General features: G+C 60.6%; 12 protein-coding genes. 10 read left to right on the forward strand and 2 right to left on the reverse strand.

Features of this window, described 5'->3' with window-relative positions; all coding sequences use genetic code 11:
- Positions 1–33: 33 nt before the first annotated feature.
- From ACFSKT_RS02085 to ssuD (ACFSKT_RS02110), 6 genes are all read left to right on the forward strand, one after another.
- Positions 34–1,215, forward strand: coding sequence for a serine hydrolase domain-containing protein (locus tag ACFSKT_RS02085; RefSeq protein WP_377720147.1), 1,182 nt, complete (start codon positions 34–36; stop codon positions 1,213–1,215).
- A 214-nt stretch (positions 1,216–1,429) separates the two neighbouring features.
- Entirely contained in the window at positions 1,430–2,008 is a 579-nt protein-coding gene (locus tag ACFSKT_RS02090; protein ID WP_377720148.1) for a TetR/AcrR family transcriptional regulator, read from the forward strand.
- 223 nt (positions 2,009–2,231) lie between these two features.
- The gene (locus ACFSKT_RS02095) at positions 2,232–3,050 is read left to right on the forward strand and encodes an ABC transporter permease subunit (RefSeq protein WP_377720149.1); all 819 of its coding nucleotides are present in this window, start codon (positions 2,232–2,234) and stop codon (positions 3,048–3,050) included.
- Positions 3,051–3,074: 24 nt separating this feature from the next.
- Positions 3,075–4,157, forward strand: a complete 1,083-nt coding sequence (locus ACFSKT_RS02100; protein WP_377720150.1) for a taurine ABC transporter substrate-binding protein — start codon at positions 3,075–3,077, stop codon at positions 4,155–4,157.
- A 35-nt stretch (positions 4,158–4,192) separates the two neighbouring features.
- Complete coding sequence (locus tag ACFSKT_RS02105; RefSeq protein WP_377720151.1) at positions 4,193–5,038, forward strand: ABC transporter ATP-binding protein; 846 nt, start codon at positions 4,193–4,195, stop codon at positions 5,036–5,038.
- A 30-nt stretch (positions 5,039–5,068) separates the two neighbouring features.
- Entirely contained in the window at positions 5,069–6,196 is a 1,128-nt protein-coding gene (gene ssuD, locus ACFSKT_RS02110; RefSeq protein WP_377720152.1) for an FMNH2-dependent alkanesulfonate monooxygenase, read from the forward strand.
- 81 nt (positions 6,197–6,277) lie between these two features.
- On the opposite strand, the gene ACFSKT_RS02115 is transcribed toward ssuD (ACFSKT_RS02110), so the two are convergent.
- Positions 6,278–6,898 (reverse strand): TetR/AcrR family transcriptional regulator, encoded by a 621-nt coding sequence (locus ACFSKT_RS02115; RefSeq protein ID WP_377720153.1) that lies wholly within the window; start codon positions 6,896–6,898, stop codon positions 6,278–6,280.
- A 269-nt stretch (positions 6,899–7,167) separates the two neighbouring features.
- On the opposite strand from ACFSKT_RS02115, the gene ACFSKT_RS02120 reads away from it, so the two are divergent.
- The 4 genes from ACFSKT_RS02120 to ACFSKT_RS02135 all read left to right on the forward strand — a co-directional run bounded on the left by ACFSKT_RS02120 (position 7,168) and on the right by ACFSKT_RS02135 (position 12,429).
- Positions 7,168–8,622 carry a 4-hydroxyphenylacetate 3-hydroxylase family protein gene (locus ACFSKT_RS02120; protein WP_377720154.1) on the forward strand — a complete coding sequence of 485 codons (1,455 nt, stop codon included), beginning with the start codon at positions 7,168–7,170 and terminating at the stop codon, positions 8,620–8,622.
- Positions 8,623–8,640: 18 nt separating this feature from the next.
- On the forward strand, positions 8,641–9,807 hold the full coding sequence (ssuD, locus tag ACFSKT_RS02125) for an FMNH2-dependent alkanesulfonate monooxygenase (RefSeq protein ID WP_377720155.1): 1,167 nt from the start codon (positions 8,641–8,643) through the stop codon (positions 9,805–9,807).
- A gap of 56 nt (positions 9,808–9,863) precedes the next feature.
- Entirely contained in the window at positions 9,864–10,940 is a 1,077-nt protein-coding gene (sfnG, locus tag ACFSKT_RS02130) for a dimethylsulfone monooxygenase SfnG (RefSeq protein ID WP_377720156.1), read from the forward strand.
- Between the two features lie 169 nt (positions 10,941–11,109).
- Positions 11,110–12,429 carry an O-acetylhomoserine aminocarboxypropyltransferase/cysteine synthase family protein gene (locus ACFSKT_RS02135; protein WP_377720157.1) on the forward strand — a complete coding sequence of 440 codons (1,320 nt, stop codon included), beginning with the start codon at positions 11,110–11,112 and terminating at the stop codon, positions 12,427–12,429.
- A 27-nt stretch (positions 12,430–12,456) separates the two neighbouring features.
- On the opposite strand, the gene ACFSKT_RS02140 is transcribed toward ACFSKT_RS02135, so the two are convergent.
- Positions 12,457–13,812 (reverse strand): LLM class flavin-dependent oxidoreductase, encoded by a 1,356-nt coding sequence (locus ACFSKT_RS02140; RefSeq protein WP_377720158.1) that lies wholly within the window; start codon positions 13,810–13,812, stop codon positions 12,457–12,459.
- Positions 13,813–13,893 lie beyond the last annotated feature (81 nt).

Here is a 13,893-nt window from a genome sequence, read left to right on the forward strand (position 1 = left end):
TACAACACGGGTCAACCAAAGGAGAATGTCCACATGTTGGATTCAACCGCAATCCGTCAGCTGAAAGCCGCGTTAAGAGCGGGCATCGAGAACAAGGAGGTAGCGGGCGCCAACCTGCTGCTGCTTAAAGAAGGACAAGAGGTATTCTATCACGAGGACGGGTTCGCCGATTTGGAGCGGGGAACGCCGATCGCCAGAGATTCTATATTTCGGTTGTATTCGATGACCAAACCGGTCACCGCCGCGGCCGTCATGATTTTGATGGAGCGCGGCTTCATCGATCTGCTTGATCCGGTGAGTAAATACTTGCCGGGGTTTCGTCATCAGCGGGTGGAGGTGGATGGAGAACTCGTGCCGGTTCGGCGGGAGATGAATGTCCGCGATTTGCTCACCATGACCTCGGGCTTAACCTATGGCGGCGATCATCGGGCGGGGCGGGAGACGGCGGCGCTCTTCCGGGAGATCGAGACGGAATTGTTGGGCGAGCGACCGATCGGCACCGTCGACGCGATGAATCGGCTGGGCCGATGCGCGCTCGCTTTCCAACCGGGCGAAACCTTCGCCTACGGCACCTCGGCGGACGTGCTCGGCGCGATCGTGGAGGTCGTAAGCGGCATGCGCTACGGCGAGTTTCTGCAGCAGGAGCTGTTCGGACCGCTTGGCATGAAGGACACCGGATTCTGGCTGCCCGAGGAGAAGAGAGGCCGGCTCGCTCGCACTTATGCAGACAACGGGCAAGGCGGGCTGGAGCTGTATACCGGCAATCATTTGGGCATCGTGCATCGAATGGACCGCGATCCGGCCTTCGAATCCGGCGGCGCGGGGCTGGTCTCGACGATCGACGATTACGCCCGATTCGCGACCATGCTGATTAATGAAGGGAGCTTGGACGGCAGCCGAATTTTGCGGCCGAGGACGGTTCGCTACCTCGCGTCGGCCGGCTTGACGCCTTCGCAGCGGCAGACGTTCAACAAAGACTGGCATTCGCTTCAAGGCTACAGCTATGGTAATCTCATGCGCGTGCTGACGGACGTCGGGCAAGGAGCCGGACTCGGCTGCGAAGGAGAGTACGGGTGGGACGGCTGGCTGGGCGCGTATTTCTGCAATTTCCCCGCCGAGCGCCTGACCTTCCTGTTCATGATTCAGAAGAAAGACGCGGGCACGACGGCGCTCACCCGCAAGCTGCGCAATATTGTGCTTAGTTCGTGTGAATAGAGATCGCCTTCGCGGAGTGATCAGAACCGGATGCGCAGCTTAAGGGTTCCGGCTGCGCCTCGCAGTGCAAAGGATGTTCGCCAGTTAGGCGTCATCCTTTTTCTTTGCCTGCACCCGCACATGATTGAAATTCACACTAATCGCATGGGGATTATAAAATTAATTATTGACTACTAAACCGTCCAGACCGTATAGTAAACCAGGAGGTGCTGCCATGAATCGAAATTCCAAGCGCGACAAGATTCTGATGGTCGCCTGCAGGCTCGTCCGAGAGATGGGCGCTTCGCATCTCACGCTGGACGCGGTCGCCCGGGAAGCGGGAGTCAGCAAAGGCGGCTTGCTCTACCATTTTCCGACTAAGGAAGCGCTTATTCAGGCCGCCTTGAACGACTTCTTGGACCGATTCGATTCGGACACGGACGCGGAGGCGACGCGCAATACAGCGCTGAACAACGGATGGGCGCAAGCGTACCTCATCCAGACGTTCGACATCAGCAAGGACGATCTGCAGATGAGCTTCGGCATTTTGGCCGCCGCCGCCAACAACCCGGACCTGCTTGCGCCGATGCGTCAGCGCTATGACCTGTGGCAGAGCCGGATGACCGCCGAATGCAAGGATCCCGTGGAAGCCACGGTCGCCCGTCTAGCCGCCGACGGCTTGTTCTTCTGCGAACTGTTCAATTTCGCTCCGCTGGAAGGCCAGCTGCGGGCGGACGTGCTCGCATACCTCCTTACGAAGGTCGAGAACAAGCGGCCGGAGACGCGAGAAGCGAATCAGATTTCACAACCATGAACGCGCTATACCAACCCCCTACACGTTTCATTAACCTCCACCTGACGACAGGAGAGACGATCGCACGCACCGGGCCCTATGAAAGGCCGAACGTTTCGATTGGATGCACTCGACTTGTCGTCTGTACCGATAGTTTCCTCTTCGATTACAGTCCAATTCGATTCCCGTACGAACGATACCGCCGCCTTTCATCCCGTCTGCAAGTTCAACCCGAGGGAAGGAAGTGAAGGTTATCGATGCTAAATTCGAACGGTCCGCGGCAATCCGGACCGGTCTAAGAAGCGGCTCCTACGCAGCCGTATCCGCGTTATCCGTCGGCGTCGTCTTCGTCGCTTGGTGGCTTGCGAGCCGCAACGGCTGGGTCAATCCGTTGTTCCTGCCATCGCCCGCCGACGTCTGGTCCGCCTTCGTCTCCATGGCGCGGGAGGGCTACAAAGGAACAGGGCTGCTGGCGCATATCGGCGCAAGCTTACAACGAATCGGGATCGCGCTTGCGCTGGTATTCGTCACGGCCGTGCCGCTGGGCATTCTGTGCGGCCGAATTCGGCTTCTGCGCGCGATTTTCGATCCATTCATCGAGTTCTATCGACCGCTGCCGCCGCTCGCGTATTATTCATTGCTCGTGCTCTGGTTCGGCATTCAGGATACGTCCAAAATCATTCTGTTGTTCCTGGGCGGATTCGCGCCAATGTTTATCGCCGCCGTCTACAGCGCGCGCCGGATTCCGGTCGATCGCATCAACGGGGCCAAGTCGCTCGGGGCCAAAAAAATCAAGCTGTATTTGTTCGTCATCTTCCCTTCCTGCCTGCCGGATCTATTGACCGGGCTGCGAACCGCGGTAGGGGTCACATATTCCACGCTGGTCGCGGCGGAAATGATCGCGGCCGTATCCGGTATCGGCTGGATGGTGCTGGATGCGAGCAAATATTTGCGAAGCGACATTATTTACGCCGCCATCATCATTATGGGGATCATCGCGATTCTCATCGATTCGGCCATTCGGGCGCTGATTAAGCGCGTATCGCCGTGGATTGAACATTAAAAGCATTTAGGAGGATTCATGTCTATGAATTTGTATTCTTTGCGGACGTCACGTCTGGCAACAATTTTCATTTTGCTCGCGCTTATTATGATCACCGCCGCGTGCGGCAGCAACGCCGCGAACGATCCGGCAAGCGACAACAACGCGGCCGCCTCTAACGGTTCCTCCGGCGGCGACGAGCTTCCGGCAGAAATCCGGATCGGCTACCAGGTATCGCCGAACGGCGAATTGGTCGCGAAGGCGCTTGGCCTTGCGGAGAAGAAATTCCCCGACGTCAAGATTTCCTGGCTCAAGTTCGATTCCGGACGCGACGTGAACACCGCGGTCGCCAGCGGCAGCATCGACTTCGGACTCGTCGGAACCCCGCCGGGCGCCTCGGGCATCGCTCAGGGCTTGCCGAACAAGGTGTACTACATTCACGACGTCATCGGCGAGAGCGAAGCGCTTGTCGTCCAAGAGAAGTCCGGCATTCAATCGCTGCAGGATCTGACGGGCAAAACAATTGCCACTACGTTCGGCTCGACATCGCATTTCAGCCTGCTCTCGGCGCTGGAGCAAGCGGGCGTCGATCCCGCCGGCATCAAGCTCATCGATATGCAAGCGCCCGATCTGCTCGCGGCATGGCAGCGTGGGGACATCGACGGCGCGTACACGTGGCAGCCGGTCCAATCGAAGCTGCTGGCCGAGAAGGGCAAGGTCGTCGTCACCTCGAAGGAGGTCGCGGACAAGGGCGCGTTGACGGGCGAGTTCGGCGTCGTGCACGACGCTTTCATCGCCAAATATCCGAATGCCGTCAAACAATACATCGACGTGCTCGACGAAGGCACGAAGTATTACCGGGATCATCCGGAAGAAGCCGCCGAGGCGTTGTCCAAGGAGCTGGGCTTGACCCCGGAAGAAACGTTGAAGGCGATGAACGACATCACCGTCTTGGACAAGGCGGCGCAGTCCGATCCGAAATATCTCGGCACCCCGGAGCAGCCCGGCGAGTTCGCGGCGCTGCTGAAGCAAACGGCGGATTTCCTCGTGGAGCAGCAATCGATCAAGAGCGCGCCGGAGCTGGACGTCTTCCAGAAAGCGCTGCTGAGCGACCTGTACGCCCAATAATGAGCGCGATTCGGCAAAGAAAGGCGGAATGAACCATGAGCGTAGCGGAACAAGCCCCGCGCGCGGGTGTCGAGCTGACTGAGGAGCCGCCGGCGGCAGCTATACCCGATCCGCGATCCGGCATCCAACTGAAGGAGTTATCGTTAGCCTATCGCCAAGGAAGCGGCGAGTTCCGCGTCTTGGAGCGGATCGATCTTACGCTGGCGCCGGATGAGTTCGTCTGCGTGCTCGGCCCGTCCGGCTGCGGCAAATCGTCGCTCCTCAACATTATCGCCGGCTATCTGAAGCCCTCCGGCGGCACCGTCGCCATCGACGGGGAACTGTATGCCGAACCGTCGCCCCAAGTCGGCGTCGTGTTCCAGCATGCGAATCTGTTCCCTTGGCTCTCGGTAGCCGGGAATGTCGAATTCGGACTGCGGATGGCCGGGCTGCCAAGGAAGGAACGGCGAGAGAAAGCGGCCCGCTACATCCAGATGGTCGGGCTCGAGTCGGCAGCCGCGCGGCTCCCGCACCAGCTGTCCGGCGGCATGAAGCAGCGGACGGCGCTTGCGCGGACGCTGGCGACCGAACCCCGCATCGTGCTCATGGACGAACCGTTCAGCGCGCTCGACGCGCTGACGAGGGAGTCGATGCAGGAGCACGTGCGACGCATCTGGCGGCAGACGGGACGCTGCTTCTTCTTCATTACACACGACGTCGACGAAGCGCTGCTGCTCGGGCGTCGGATTATCGTCATGCATCCGAATCCCGGCCGCATCGTGCAGGATATTATCAACCCGCTGTTTCGCGGCGAGGAAGCGGACGATGCGAAGGCGCTGCGGGCGGACAAACAATTCGCCGAATTGCGGGAGCTTTTGGTCGGTCTGATCGCCGGCCGTTAAACCAAGACAGTAGAGGAGACAGCGGTTAGCATGGAAATGTTTTGGTATTTGCCCACGATGGGGGATGGAAGGTACCTAGGTACGACGCGCGGCGCCCAAATTACCGACCTGCATTATTTTCGGCAGATCGCCCAAGCGGTGGATCGTCTTGGCTTCACGGGCATGCTGGTGCCGACCGGCCATGCCTGCGAGGACGGCTGGGTCGTCGCGTCGGCGCTTATTCAAGCGACCGAACGGTTGAAGTTTCTTGTTGCCGTGCGGCCGGGAGGAACATCGGTGAGCATTGCCGCCAGGATGGCCGCTTCGTTCGACCGGTTGTCCGCGGGCCGTCTGCTCATCAACGTCGTCACCGGCGGCGATCCGGTCGAAATGAAGGGGGATGGCATATTCCTCCCGCATCGCGAGCGGTACGAAATCACCGATGAATTTCTCCAGGTGTGGAAGCGGCTGATGACCGGCGAGAGCGTGACGTTCCAAGGTAAGCATATTCAAGTCGAAGGAGCCAAGCTGCAGTACGTTCCGTTCAGTCGGCAGTCGCCGCCGCTATTCATCGGCGCTTCCTCCGAAGCCGGGCACGACGTGGCCGCCAAGCATATCGACACGTATTTGACGTGGGCGGAGACGCCCGCGATGGTCGCCGAGAAGATCGCCGACGTTCGCAAGCGAGCCGACCGTCTAGGCAGAAGCGTCAGCATCGGCCTGCGCGTGCAGATTATCGTCCGCGAGACGGCCGAGGAGGCTTGGGAGGCGGCGCGCAAACTCGTGCAGTACGTAACCGAAGAGGATGTGGCGGAAGCGCAGTCGGTGCTGGACCGGTTCGATTCCGTCGGTCAGCGGCGGATGACCCAGCTGGTGCGCGAGCATCGCGACGCGCAGGAGATCAGCCCCAATCTATGGGCCGGCATCGGCCAGGTCAGGGGCGGCGTCGGCACGGCGCTGGTCGGCAGCCCCGACGAAGTCGCCGAGCGGCTGAAGGAATACGCCGACCTTGGCATCGACAAGTTTATTTTGTCGGGCTACCCGCACTTGGAAGAGGCATACCGAGTGGCAGAGCTGTTGTTCCCGCGGCTGCCTGTCGCGTATTCGCAGCTTCCGGCCGATCCCGATTGGACGCCGATGGGGGAGTTAATTGCCGAGAACCGGAAACCGAAGCCCTAAGGGTATTCGGCGAACTAACCACATATCGCGTGGACATGCGAACACGCAATCAAGAAGAGCCGCAGCGATGCGGCTCTTTTGTCATGCCGTGGACTCCGCATCGTCGATGCCCATGGAGCGGTAAACGCCGAGCAAGGCGAGTCGCGTCAACTGAAGCGCCATATGGCGAGGGGAATACACGGTGTTGTCCGACAGCCACTTATGAAGAATGCCGGCGGTCGAGCAGCTCACGTAATCGAGCAGCAGGTCAAGCGGGACTTGCAGTTTCTGGTCCAAGCCCAGCTTCGATAACCGTCGGAAGAATCCGTCCCGAATGACGGCGTGGAGGCGAGCGCGGAATTCGCCGGAAGGATCGTTCGCGAGCATGAGGCGATAGAAGGCGTCGCGTTCGAACGTATGATCGAACAACGCCTCGAAGATCGGATCCGATTCGCGGAAGGCGGGGCTCGAAGGCGGAGCGCAAGCGCCGGCCTCGATTCGTATCTTCAACGCGTCGAGATTGTCCGCGACGAACTGCCGCATCAGGTCATCTTTATCGACAAAGTGGGCGTACACCGTTGATCGGTTAATATCGGCTTGCTCCGCAATATCGACGATGCTGATTTCGGCGTAGCTTTTGCGATTCAGCAGGGTCAAGAACGCCTCGAAGATCATCGCGCGCGTGCGGCGGATCCGGCGATCCGTTCCTTTGGCCGGGTTCATATTAGGCACACCTCCAAAACAACAGTTCGGATCTATATGTTGGTTAGGCAACAGATGGTTGAAACGGCGATGGATGCAAGACCCGTCGTCATTGCGCTTGCGGTTGTGGAATATGTTCGCGATACCCGACGAATTCGGCGCGACTGTCCGTTTTCCGGCGAATCCGGTTCGATTGATTGTTGCTGGATTTCGGATAATAGCTATCATAATGAATTAAGTACACCAAATCAATCGGAAAAGTAAAAATAATCAACGAAGGAGCATTCAACTTGCGAGGATCCCGATTTGTAGACAGTCTCGACGACGGGCGAACGGTATGGCATGAAGGCAAGCAAATATCCCGCGTGGCGGAGCACCCGGCCTTCAAAGGCACCTTGAGCACCATTAAGTTGCTGTTCGACATGCTGGACGATCCGCAGCGCCGCGACCTTGTCGGCTACGCGGTGCCGGAGCGGGAGCATTATGCTCACAGCGCTTTTCTTGTCCCTTACACGCACCAAGAGCTGGCAAAGCGAAGCCTCGCCTTCTCGACCTGGTCCGCGGAGACTTTCGGCATGATGAGCCGGCTGTCCGATTATGCGCGGTCGATCGTGACGGGATGGTACGCGGCGCGCGGGGAGCTGTCCGCGCTCGATCCGCATTTCGCCTCGAAGATCGCCGCCTATTACGAGGAGGCGAGGGACCGCGACCTGTTCCTGACGACCGCGATCATCGATCCGCAAATCGACCGGTCCAGCGGTCTCGACGACCCTCGCATCGCGGAGCGTTTCCTGCACGTCGTGAAAGAAACGACCGAGGGCATCGTGGTGCGCGGCGCCAAGATGATCGCCACCGGCGCGCCTTACGCCCACGATTTCGTCATTTCTTCGTTCCTGCAGTTCCAAGACAACCACCGCGACCATGCGCACGTCCTGATCGTCCCGGCCAATTCGCCGGGCTTGCACATCGTGTGCCGGGAGTCCTTCGCGGACGACCGGCGGCAGAATCACCCGCTTAGCGCGAAGTACGACGAGATGGACGCGGTGCTGTTCTTCGACGACGTCCTCGTGCCGTGGGAGCGGGTGCTGCTGCACGGCGATTCGTCGAAGGTGCTGGCGCTGCGGGCGAACAAAACGGTGAACGGCCTCGCGTTTCACCAGAACGTCGTGCGTTTCGTCGCGAAGCTGGAGTTCGTGACCGGGCTCGCGTTCGCGGTCGCCGAAGCGATCGGCGCAGCCGGATTTCTCCATATCCAGGAGAAGCTCGGCGAGCTGCTGACCCAGATCGACGTGATCAAAGCGCTCATGTTCGCCGCCGAGGCGAAAGCCGTGCCCGATCCGTCCGGCGTGCTGGTGCCGGAGCTGTCTTATATCGAGTCCGCGCGAAGCTTGGGAACGAAGTACTACCCGCGGGCGATCGAAATCCTGCAGCAGGTCGGGGCAGGCGGATTCGTGCAGACGCCTTCGGGAGTCGAGGATTTCTACGGTCCCATCTCCGGGCTGATGCACCGCTACTTCGAGGGAGCCGGCGTAAGCGCCGAGAAGAAGGTCGGGCTGTTCAAGCTGGCTTGGGACTTGATCGGCAGCCCGCTTGGCGCCAGGCATCTCTTATACGAGCGGTTCTACGCGGGCGATCCGGTCCGAGGCTTGGCGAATCATTACAATCGCTATGATAAGACGTCGCTGACGGAGCCGATCTGGAAGCTGCTGAAGACCAACAGCCGGGGCGAGACCGCGCCGGCCTAAACGAGGAGGAGAAGACGAATGGAAATCTTTTGGTTCATCCCGACCCATGGAGACGGCCGTTATCTCGGAACGAGAGAAGGCGCCCGCGCGGTCACGTATCAATATTGCAAGCAAATCGCGCAGGCGGCCGACGAGTTGGGTTACGCGGGCGTGCTGCTGCCGACGGGGAAATCGTGCGAGGATGCCTGGATCACAGCTTCGACGCTCGTGCCCGCGACGGAACGGCTGAAGTTTCTCGTCGCGATACGGCCGGGCCTGATGTCGCCGACGCTGGCGGCGCGGATGGCCGCCACGCTGGACCGCTTCTCCAAGGGCCGGCTGTTGATCAACGTCGTCGCCGGCGGAGATCCGGTGGAGCTGGCCGGCGACGGTTTGTTCTTGGCGCACGACGAGCGTTATGCGCTCACGGACGAGTTTCTGACGATCTGGCGGCAAGCGCTCGAAGGGGAGGACGTCGAATTCGAAGGCGACCACCTTCGCGTGGAAGGCGGCAAAGTGCTTTATCCGCCGGTGCAGAAGCCTTACCCGCCGCTCTATTTCGGCGGATCGTCCGATGCAGCGATGGAGGTCGCGGCCGGACATGTCGACGTGTATCTGACGTGGGGAGAACCGCCGGATCAGGTTCGTCGCAAAATCGAGCGGATGCGCGAGTTGGCGGAAGCGCGGGGGAGAACGCTTCGGTTCGGCATCCGGCTTCATGTGATCGTCCGGAACACCGAAGCGGAAGCCTGGCAAGCGGCGGACGAGCTGATCGCCAACCTGGACGAGGAGACGATCGCCTCCGCGCAGCGCATATTCGCGCGCATGGATTCGGAAGGGCAGCGGCGCATGACCACTCTGCATAACGGAGATCGCGGCAGTCTGGAGATTAGCCCGAACCTATGGGCGGGCATCGGGCTGGTGCGCGGCGGGGCCGGGACCGCGCTCGTCGGCAGTCCGGAGCAGGTAGCCGCCCGCATGAAGGAATACGCGGAGCTTGGCATCGAGACGTTCATTTTGTCGGGATACCCGCATTTGGAGGAAGCGTACCGGACGGCGGAGCTGCTGTTCCCGCATTTGCCGCTGAACGGCTTGGACGACGAGCGGGGACCGGCGTTCATAAGCCCCTTCGGCGAGATGATCGCGAACAACGAGCTGCCCGGGCAGCGAAAGCCCGCGACGACGGCTGCGCCGGCCGGAAGCTAAGCGGCCGCGGCCGCGCGATCGAATTCATCCATCAAAATGAAAAAGAGGTGCATGCGATGTCGTTGCAATTTGCTTATTGGGTACCGAACGTAAGCGGCGGACTCGTGATTTCGAAGCTGGCGCAGCGAACGGGCTGGTCCTTCGAAGACAATGCGCGGTATGCGAAGTTAGCCGAAGAAGCCGGCTTCGATTACGCGCTGCTGCAGACGCGGTTCATCGCCAGTTACGGAGCGGAGAACCAACTGGAGGCGATTACGCTCGCCTCGGCGCTCGCCGCGGTGACCTCCAAGCTGAAGCTGATCGCCGCCGTGCTGCCCGGATTATGGCAGCCGGGCCCGGTCGCCAAGGTGATTACGACGCTCGATCAGATCAGCCGCGGCCGCGCGGCGGTCAATATCGTCAGCGGCTGGTTCAAAGGGGAGTTTCACGGCTTCGGCGAGCCATGGCTGGACCACAATGAACGCTATCGCAGATCCGAAGAGTTCATCCGGGTGCTCAAGCAGCTGTGGACGCAGGACGAGACCGATTTCCGCGGCGACTTCTACCGGATCAACGGCGCTCCCCACAAGCCCAAGCCGTACGTCGTGCCGCCGGTCTTCCAAGGCGGGAACTCCGCCGCCGCGCGCGAGATGGCGGCGCGCGTCTCGGATTGGTACTTCATGAACGGCAACACGGTCGAGGGCTTCCGGGCGCAGATCGAGGATGTGACGAGGCTTGCAGCGGCGCACGGCCGGAAGCTGAAATTCGGCGCCAACGCTTTCGTCATCGTCCGGGATACGGAGGAAGAAGCAAGGCAGGCGCTGCGCGACATTATCGCGCATGCCGATCCGGAAGCCGTGGAAGGCTTCCGCAGCCAGGTTCAGTTCGCCGGCCAGGCGTCCCCCGAGCGCGAAGGAATGTGGGCGAATTCGAATTTCGACGATTTGGTGCAATACAACGACGGCTTCAAGACGGGCCTAATCGGTACGCCGGCGCAGGTGGCCGACAAAATCATGCAGTTGAAGTCGATCGGCGTCGACTTGGTGCTGGCCGGCTTCCTCCATTACGAAGAGGATATCCAAGCCTTCGGCGAGAAGGTGCTGCCACTCGTGCGCGCCAAAGAAGCGGAGCTGCTCGAAGCCGCTTCCCGGTAGGAACGAAAGAGGGTTGACAAAACGGGGCATCGTTGCCATAATAAATCACACTTAGCCGCTTGGAAAAATATGTTTTGATTCCGTTGACCAGTTTACTGGAGACCGACGCGCCGCCCGACATAAGAGGGATGCGTTCGGTCTTATTTCATTTCAGGGAGATGATGGGGATATGAGCGAACAACAGCAGGAGCGCAAGTGGAAATTCGATACGCTGCAAGTCCATGCGGGCCAGCAGGCGGATCCCGCCACGGGGGCGAGGGCGGTCCCGATCTATCAAAGCACCTCGTTCGTCTTCAAAAATACCGATCACGCTCGCGCGGTAATCAACTTCGAGGAGCTGGGGAACGTCTATTCGCGCATCAGCAACCCGACGAACGAGGTGCTCGAGCAGCGGATCGCCGCGCTCGAAGGCGGCGTCGGCGCGCTTGCCGTCGCCTCGGGCTCCGCGGCCGTGACGTATGCGATCATCAATCTCGCCGGCGCGGGGGACGAGATCGTGGCGGCCTCCACGCTGTACGGCGGAACGTACAATCTGCTCGACGTCACGCTGCCGAAGCTCGGCATTACGACGTCGTTCGTACAGCCGGACGAGCCCGAGCGCTTCCGCGAAGCGATCAACGAACGGACGAAGGCGATATTCATCGAATCGATCGGCAATCCGGGCTTGAACATTCCGGATATTCGGGCCATCGCGGATATCGCGCATGAACGCGGGATACCGCTGATCGTGGATAATACGTTCGGCACGCCGTACCTCCTCCGTCCGCTGGAGCACGGCGCGGACATCGTCGTACATTCCGCGACCAAATATATCGGCGGGCATGGCACCTCGATCGGCGGGCTCATCGTCGACGGCGGCTCGTTCGACTGGACCAACGGCAATTTCCCCGGTTTCACGGAGCCGGACCGCAGCTATAACGGACTGCGCTATGTCGAGAAGTTCGGCGAGCTGGCCTATATTACGAAGGTTAGAACCCAGTTCCTGCGGGACATCGGCGCGACGATCAGCCCGTTCAATTCGTTCCTGCTGCTGCAGGGACTCGAGACGCTGTCGCTTCGCGTGGAAAGGCACATCGGCAACGCGAAGCGCATCGTCGCGTTCTTGAACGCGCATCCGGACGTAGCATGGGTCAACTATCCGGGACTTCCGGACAATCCCTATTACGAGTTGGCGCAGCATTATTTCCCCAAAGGGCCGGGCTCGATCTTCACGTTCGGTTTGAAGGGCGGCTACGAAGCGGCGGACCGGTTCATTAACGCGCTGGAGCTGTTCTCGCATCTGGCCAACGTCGCGGACGCCAAATCGCTCGTCATCCATCCCGCCAGCACGACGCATGCCCAGCTGTCGCCGGAGGCGCAGCAGTCGGCCGGCATTACGCCGGATCTCATCCGGCTGTCGATCGGCATCGAAGATCCCGACGATCTCATCGCCGACTTGGAGCAGGCCATTCGCCGCGCTGCGGTCCCGGTCGAGAGCGCGGGCGCTTAAGTCGTTCGGCACGGCCAATGTACCGCGCTACGTTGCGGGCGATTCGGCGAACCTGCTTGCCGCATGGCGGTTAGGCGGCGTCCGCAGACCGATATGTCCGCGAAGCGTGTCCGCTTCGTATTCCTCGCGGAACAATCCGCGCGCCCGCAAGATCGGCACGACATGACGGACGAAGTCGTCGAGGCCTTCCGGCAGCGCGGGAGCCATTAACATGAAGCCGTCCGCCGCGCCGCCGCGGAACCAATGCTCGAGCGTATCGGCGATCTTCTCCGGCGTGCCGACCAGGTGGTCGCCGGAGAACGACCCGATGATAAGCGAGTAGATTTCCCGCAGCGTCGGATTCTCGCGGGCGATAACGGGCTGATGCTTGCGGTAATCGGGATTCGCCGCCTGCAGCGCGTCGAGCCCGGCCTCCTGGGCGGTCGTCTCCGGCGTGAACCCGCTGAAGTCGAGTTCCTTGAAATAGTCGGCCAGGAAACCCAGAATCGTATCGTCGCCAAGCAGGGCTTCCAACGCTTTCCGCTTGGCGATCGCCTCTTCCTCGGTGGCGCCGATAACCGGCGAAATCCCCTGCAGAATATACACGTCGTCCGGGTTGCGTCCCGCCTCCGCTACTTTCGCTTTGAAATCCGAATAGTAGAGTCGGGCATCCTCGAAGTTATATTTAATCGCGAAGACGACCTCGGCGAACCGGGCGGCGAAACGCTGACCGGCGTCCGAGTTGCCCGCCTGCACGAGCAGCGGGTAGCCCTGCGGCGATCGGGCGATATTGAGCGGTCCTTCGACCGCGAAAAATTCGCCGCGATGACGAAGCCGGTGCAGCTTGGACGGATCGAACAGCTCGCCGCTCTCCTTATCGAAGAGGAACGCATCATCTTCCCACGAATCCCATAGGCCGATCACCGCGTCCGCGAATTCGGTCGCCCGCCGGTACCGATGCTCAAGCTCGAAATGGCGCTCTCCCCCGAAGTTGCGGGCCGTATTGCCGGACAGGTCGCGGGTGGTGACGATGTTCCATCCGGCGCGGCCTTTGCTGATCCGGTCGGCCGATAGGAGCAGCCGCGCGAGATTGAACGGCTCGATATACGACGTCGAAGCGGTCGCGACAAGTCCGATCCGCGAGGTGGCGACGGCGAGGGCGGCGATCAGCGTTATCGGCTCGAAGCGGTTCAGGATGTTCGGATGAGACTGTTCGTTAATCGCGAGGCTGTCCGCCAGAAAGACGAAGTCGAACGCGCCGCGCTCCGCCGTTTTGGCCAGACGCACATAATAATCGATGTCGATGCTGGCTCCGGGCAGGGCATCCGGCAGACGCCAAGAGGCGGCGTGCATGCCGGTGCCGACGAGATAGGCGGACAGCTTCATCTGGTTTCGTTTGGTCATGAGAATCGCTCCTTCGTTCGGAATGAAAATGAAAAGAGACGCTTCCGCATAGGCGAAGGCGTCTCCAGCGATCTGGTAGAA

Source organism: Paenibacillus xanthanilyticus, assembly GCF_042682185.1.
GTDB classification, from domain to species: Bacteria; Bacillota; Bacilli; order Paenibacillales; family Paenibacillaceae; genus Paenibacillus_Z; species Paenibacillus_Z xanthanilyticus.

What these genes read in the sequence shown, in the direction of transcription:
- ACFSKT_RS02085 (WP_377720147.1), top strand. Translation starts at nt 34, where the DNA reads ATGTTGGATTCAACCGCAATCCGTCAGCTGAAAGCCGCGTTAAGAGCG.
- ACFSKT_RS02090 (WP_377720148.1), top strand. Translation starts at nt 1,430, where the DNA reads ATGAATCGAAATTCCAAGCGCGACAAGATTCTGATGGTCGCCTGCAGG.
- ACFSKT_RS02100 (WP_377720150.1), top strand. Translation starts at nt 3,075, where the DNA reads ATGAATTTGTATTCTTTGCGGACGTCACGTCTGGCAACAATTTTCATT.
- ACFSKT_RS02105 (WP_377720151.1), top strand. Translation starts at nt 4,193, where the DNA reads ATGAGCGTAGCGGAACAAGCCCCGCGCGCGGGTGTCGAGCTGACTGAG.
- ssuD (WP_377720152.1), top strand. Translation starts at nt 5,069, where the DNA reads ATGGAAATGTTTTGGTATTTGCCCACGATGGGGGATGGAAGGTACCTA.
- ACFSKT_RS02115 (WP_377720153.1), bottom strand. Translation starts at nt 6,898, where the DNA reads ATGAACCCGGCCAAAGGAACGGATCGCCGGATCCGCCGCACGCGCGCG.
- ssuD (WP_377720155.1), top strand. Translation starts at nt 8,641, where the DNA reads ATGGAAATCTTTTGGTTCATCCCGACCCATGGAGACGGCCGTTATCTC.
- sfnG (WP_377720156.1), top strand. Translation starts at nt 9,864, where the DNA reads ATGTCGTTGCAATTTGCTTATTGGGTACCGAACGTAAGCGGCGGACTC.
- ACFSKT_RS02135 (WP_377720157.1), top strand. Translation starts at nt 11,110, where the DNA reads ATGAGCGAACAACAGCAGGAGCGCAAGTGGAAATTCGATACGCTGCAA.
- ACFSKT_RS02140 (WP_377720158.1), bottom strand. Translation starts at nt 13,812, where the DNA reads ATGACCAAACGAAACCAGATGAAGCTGTCCGCCTATCTCGTCGGCACC.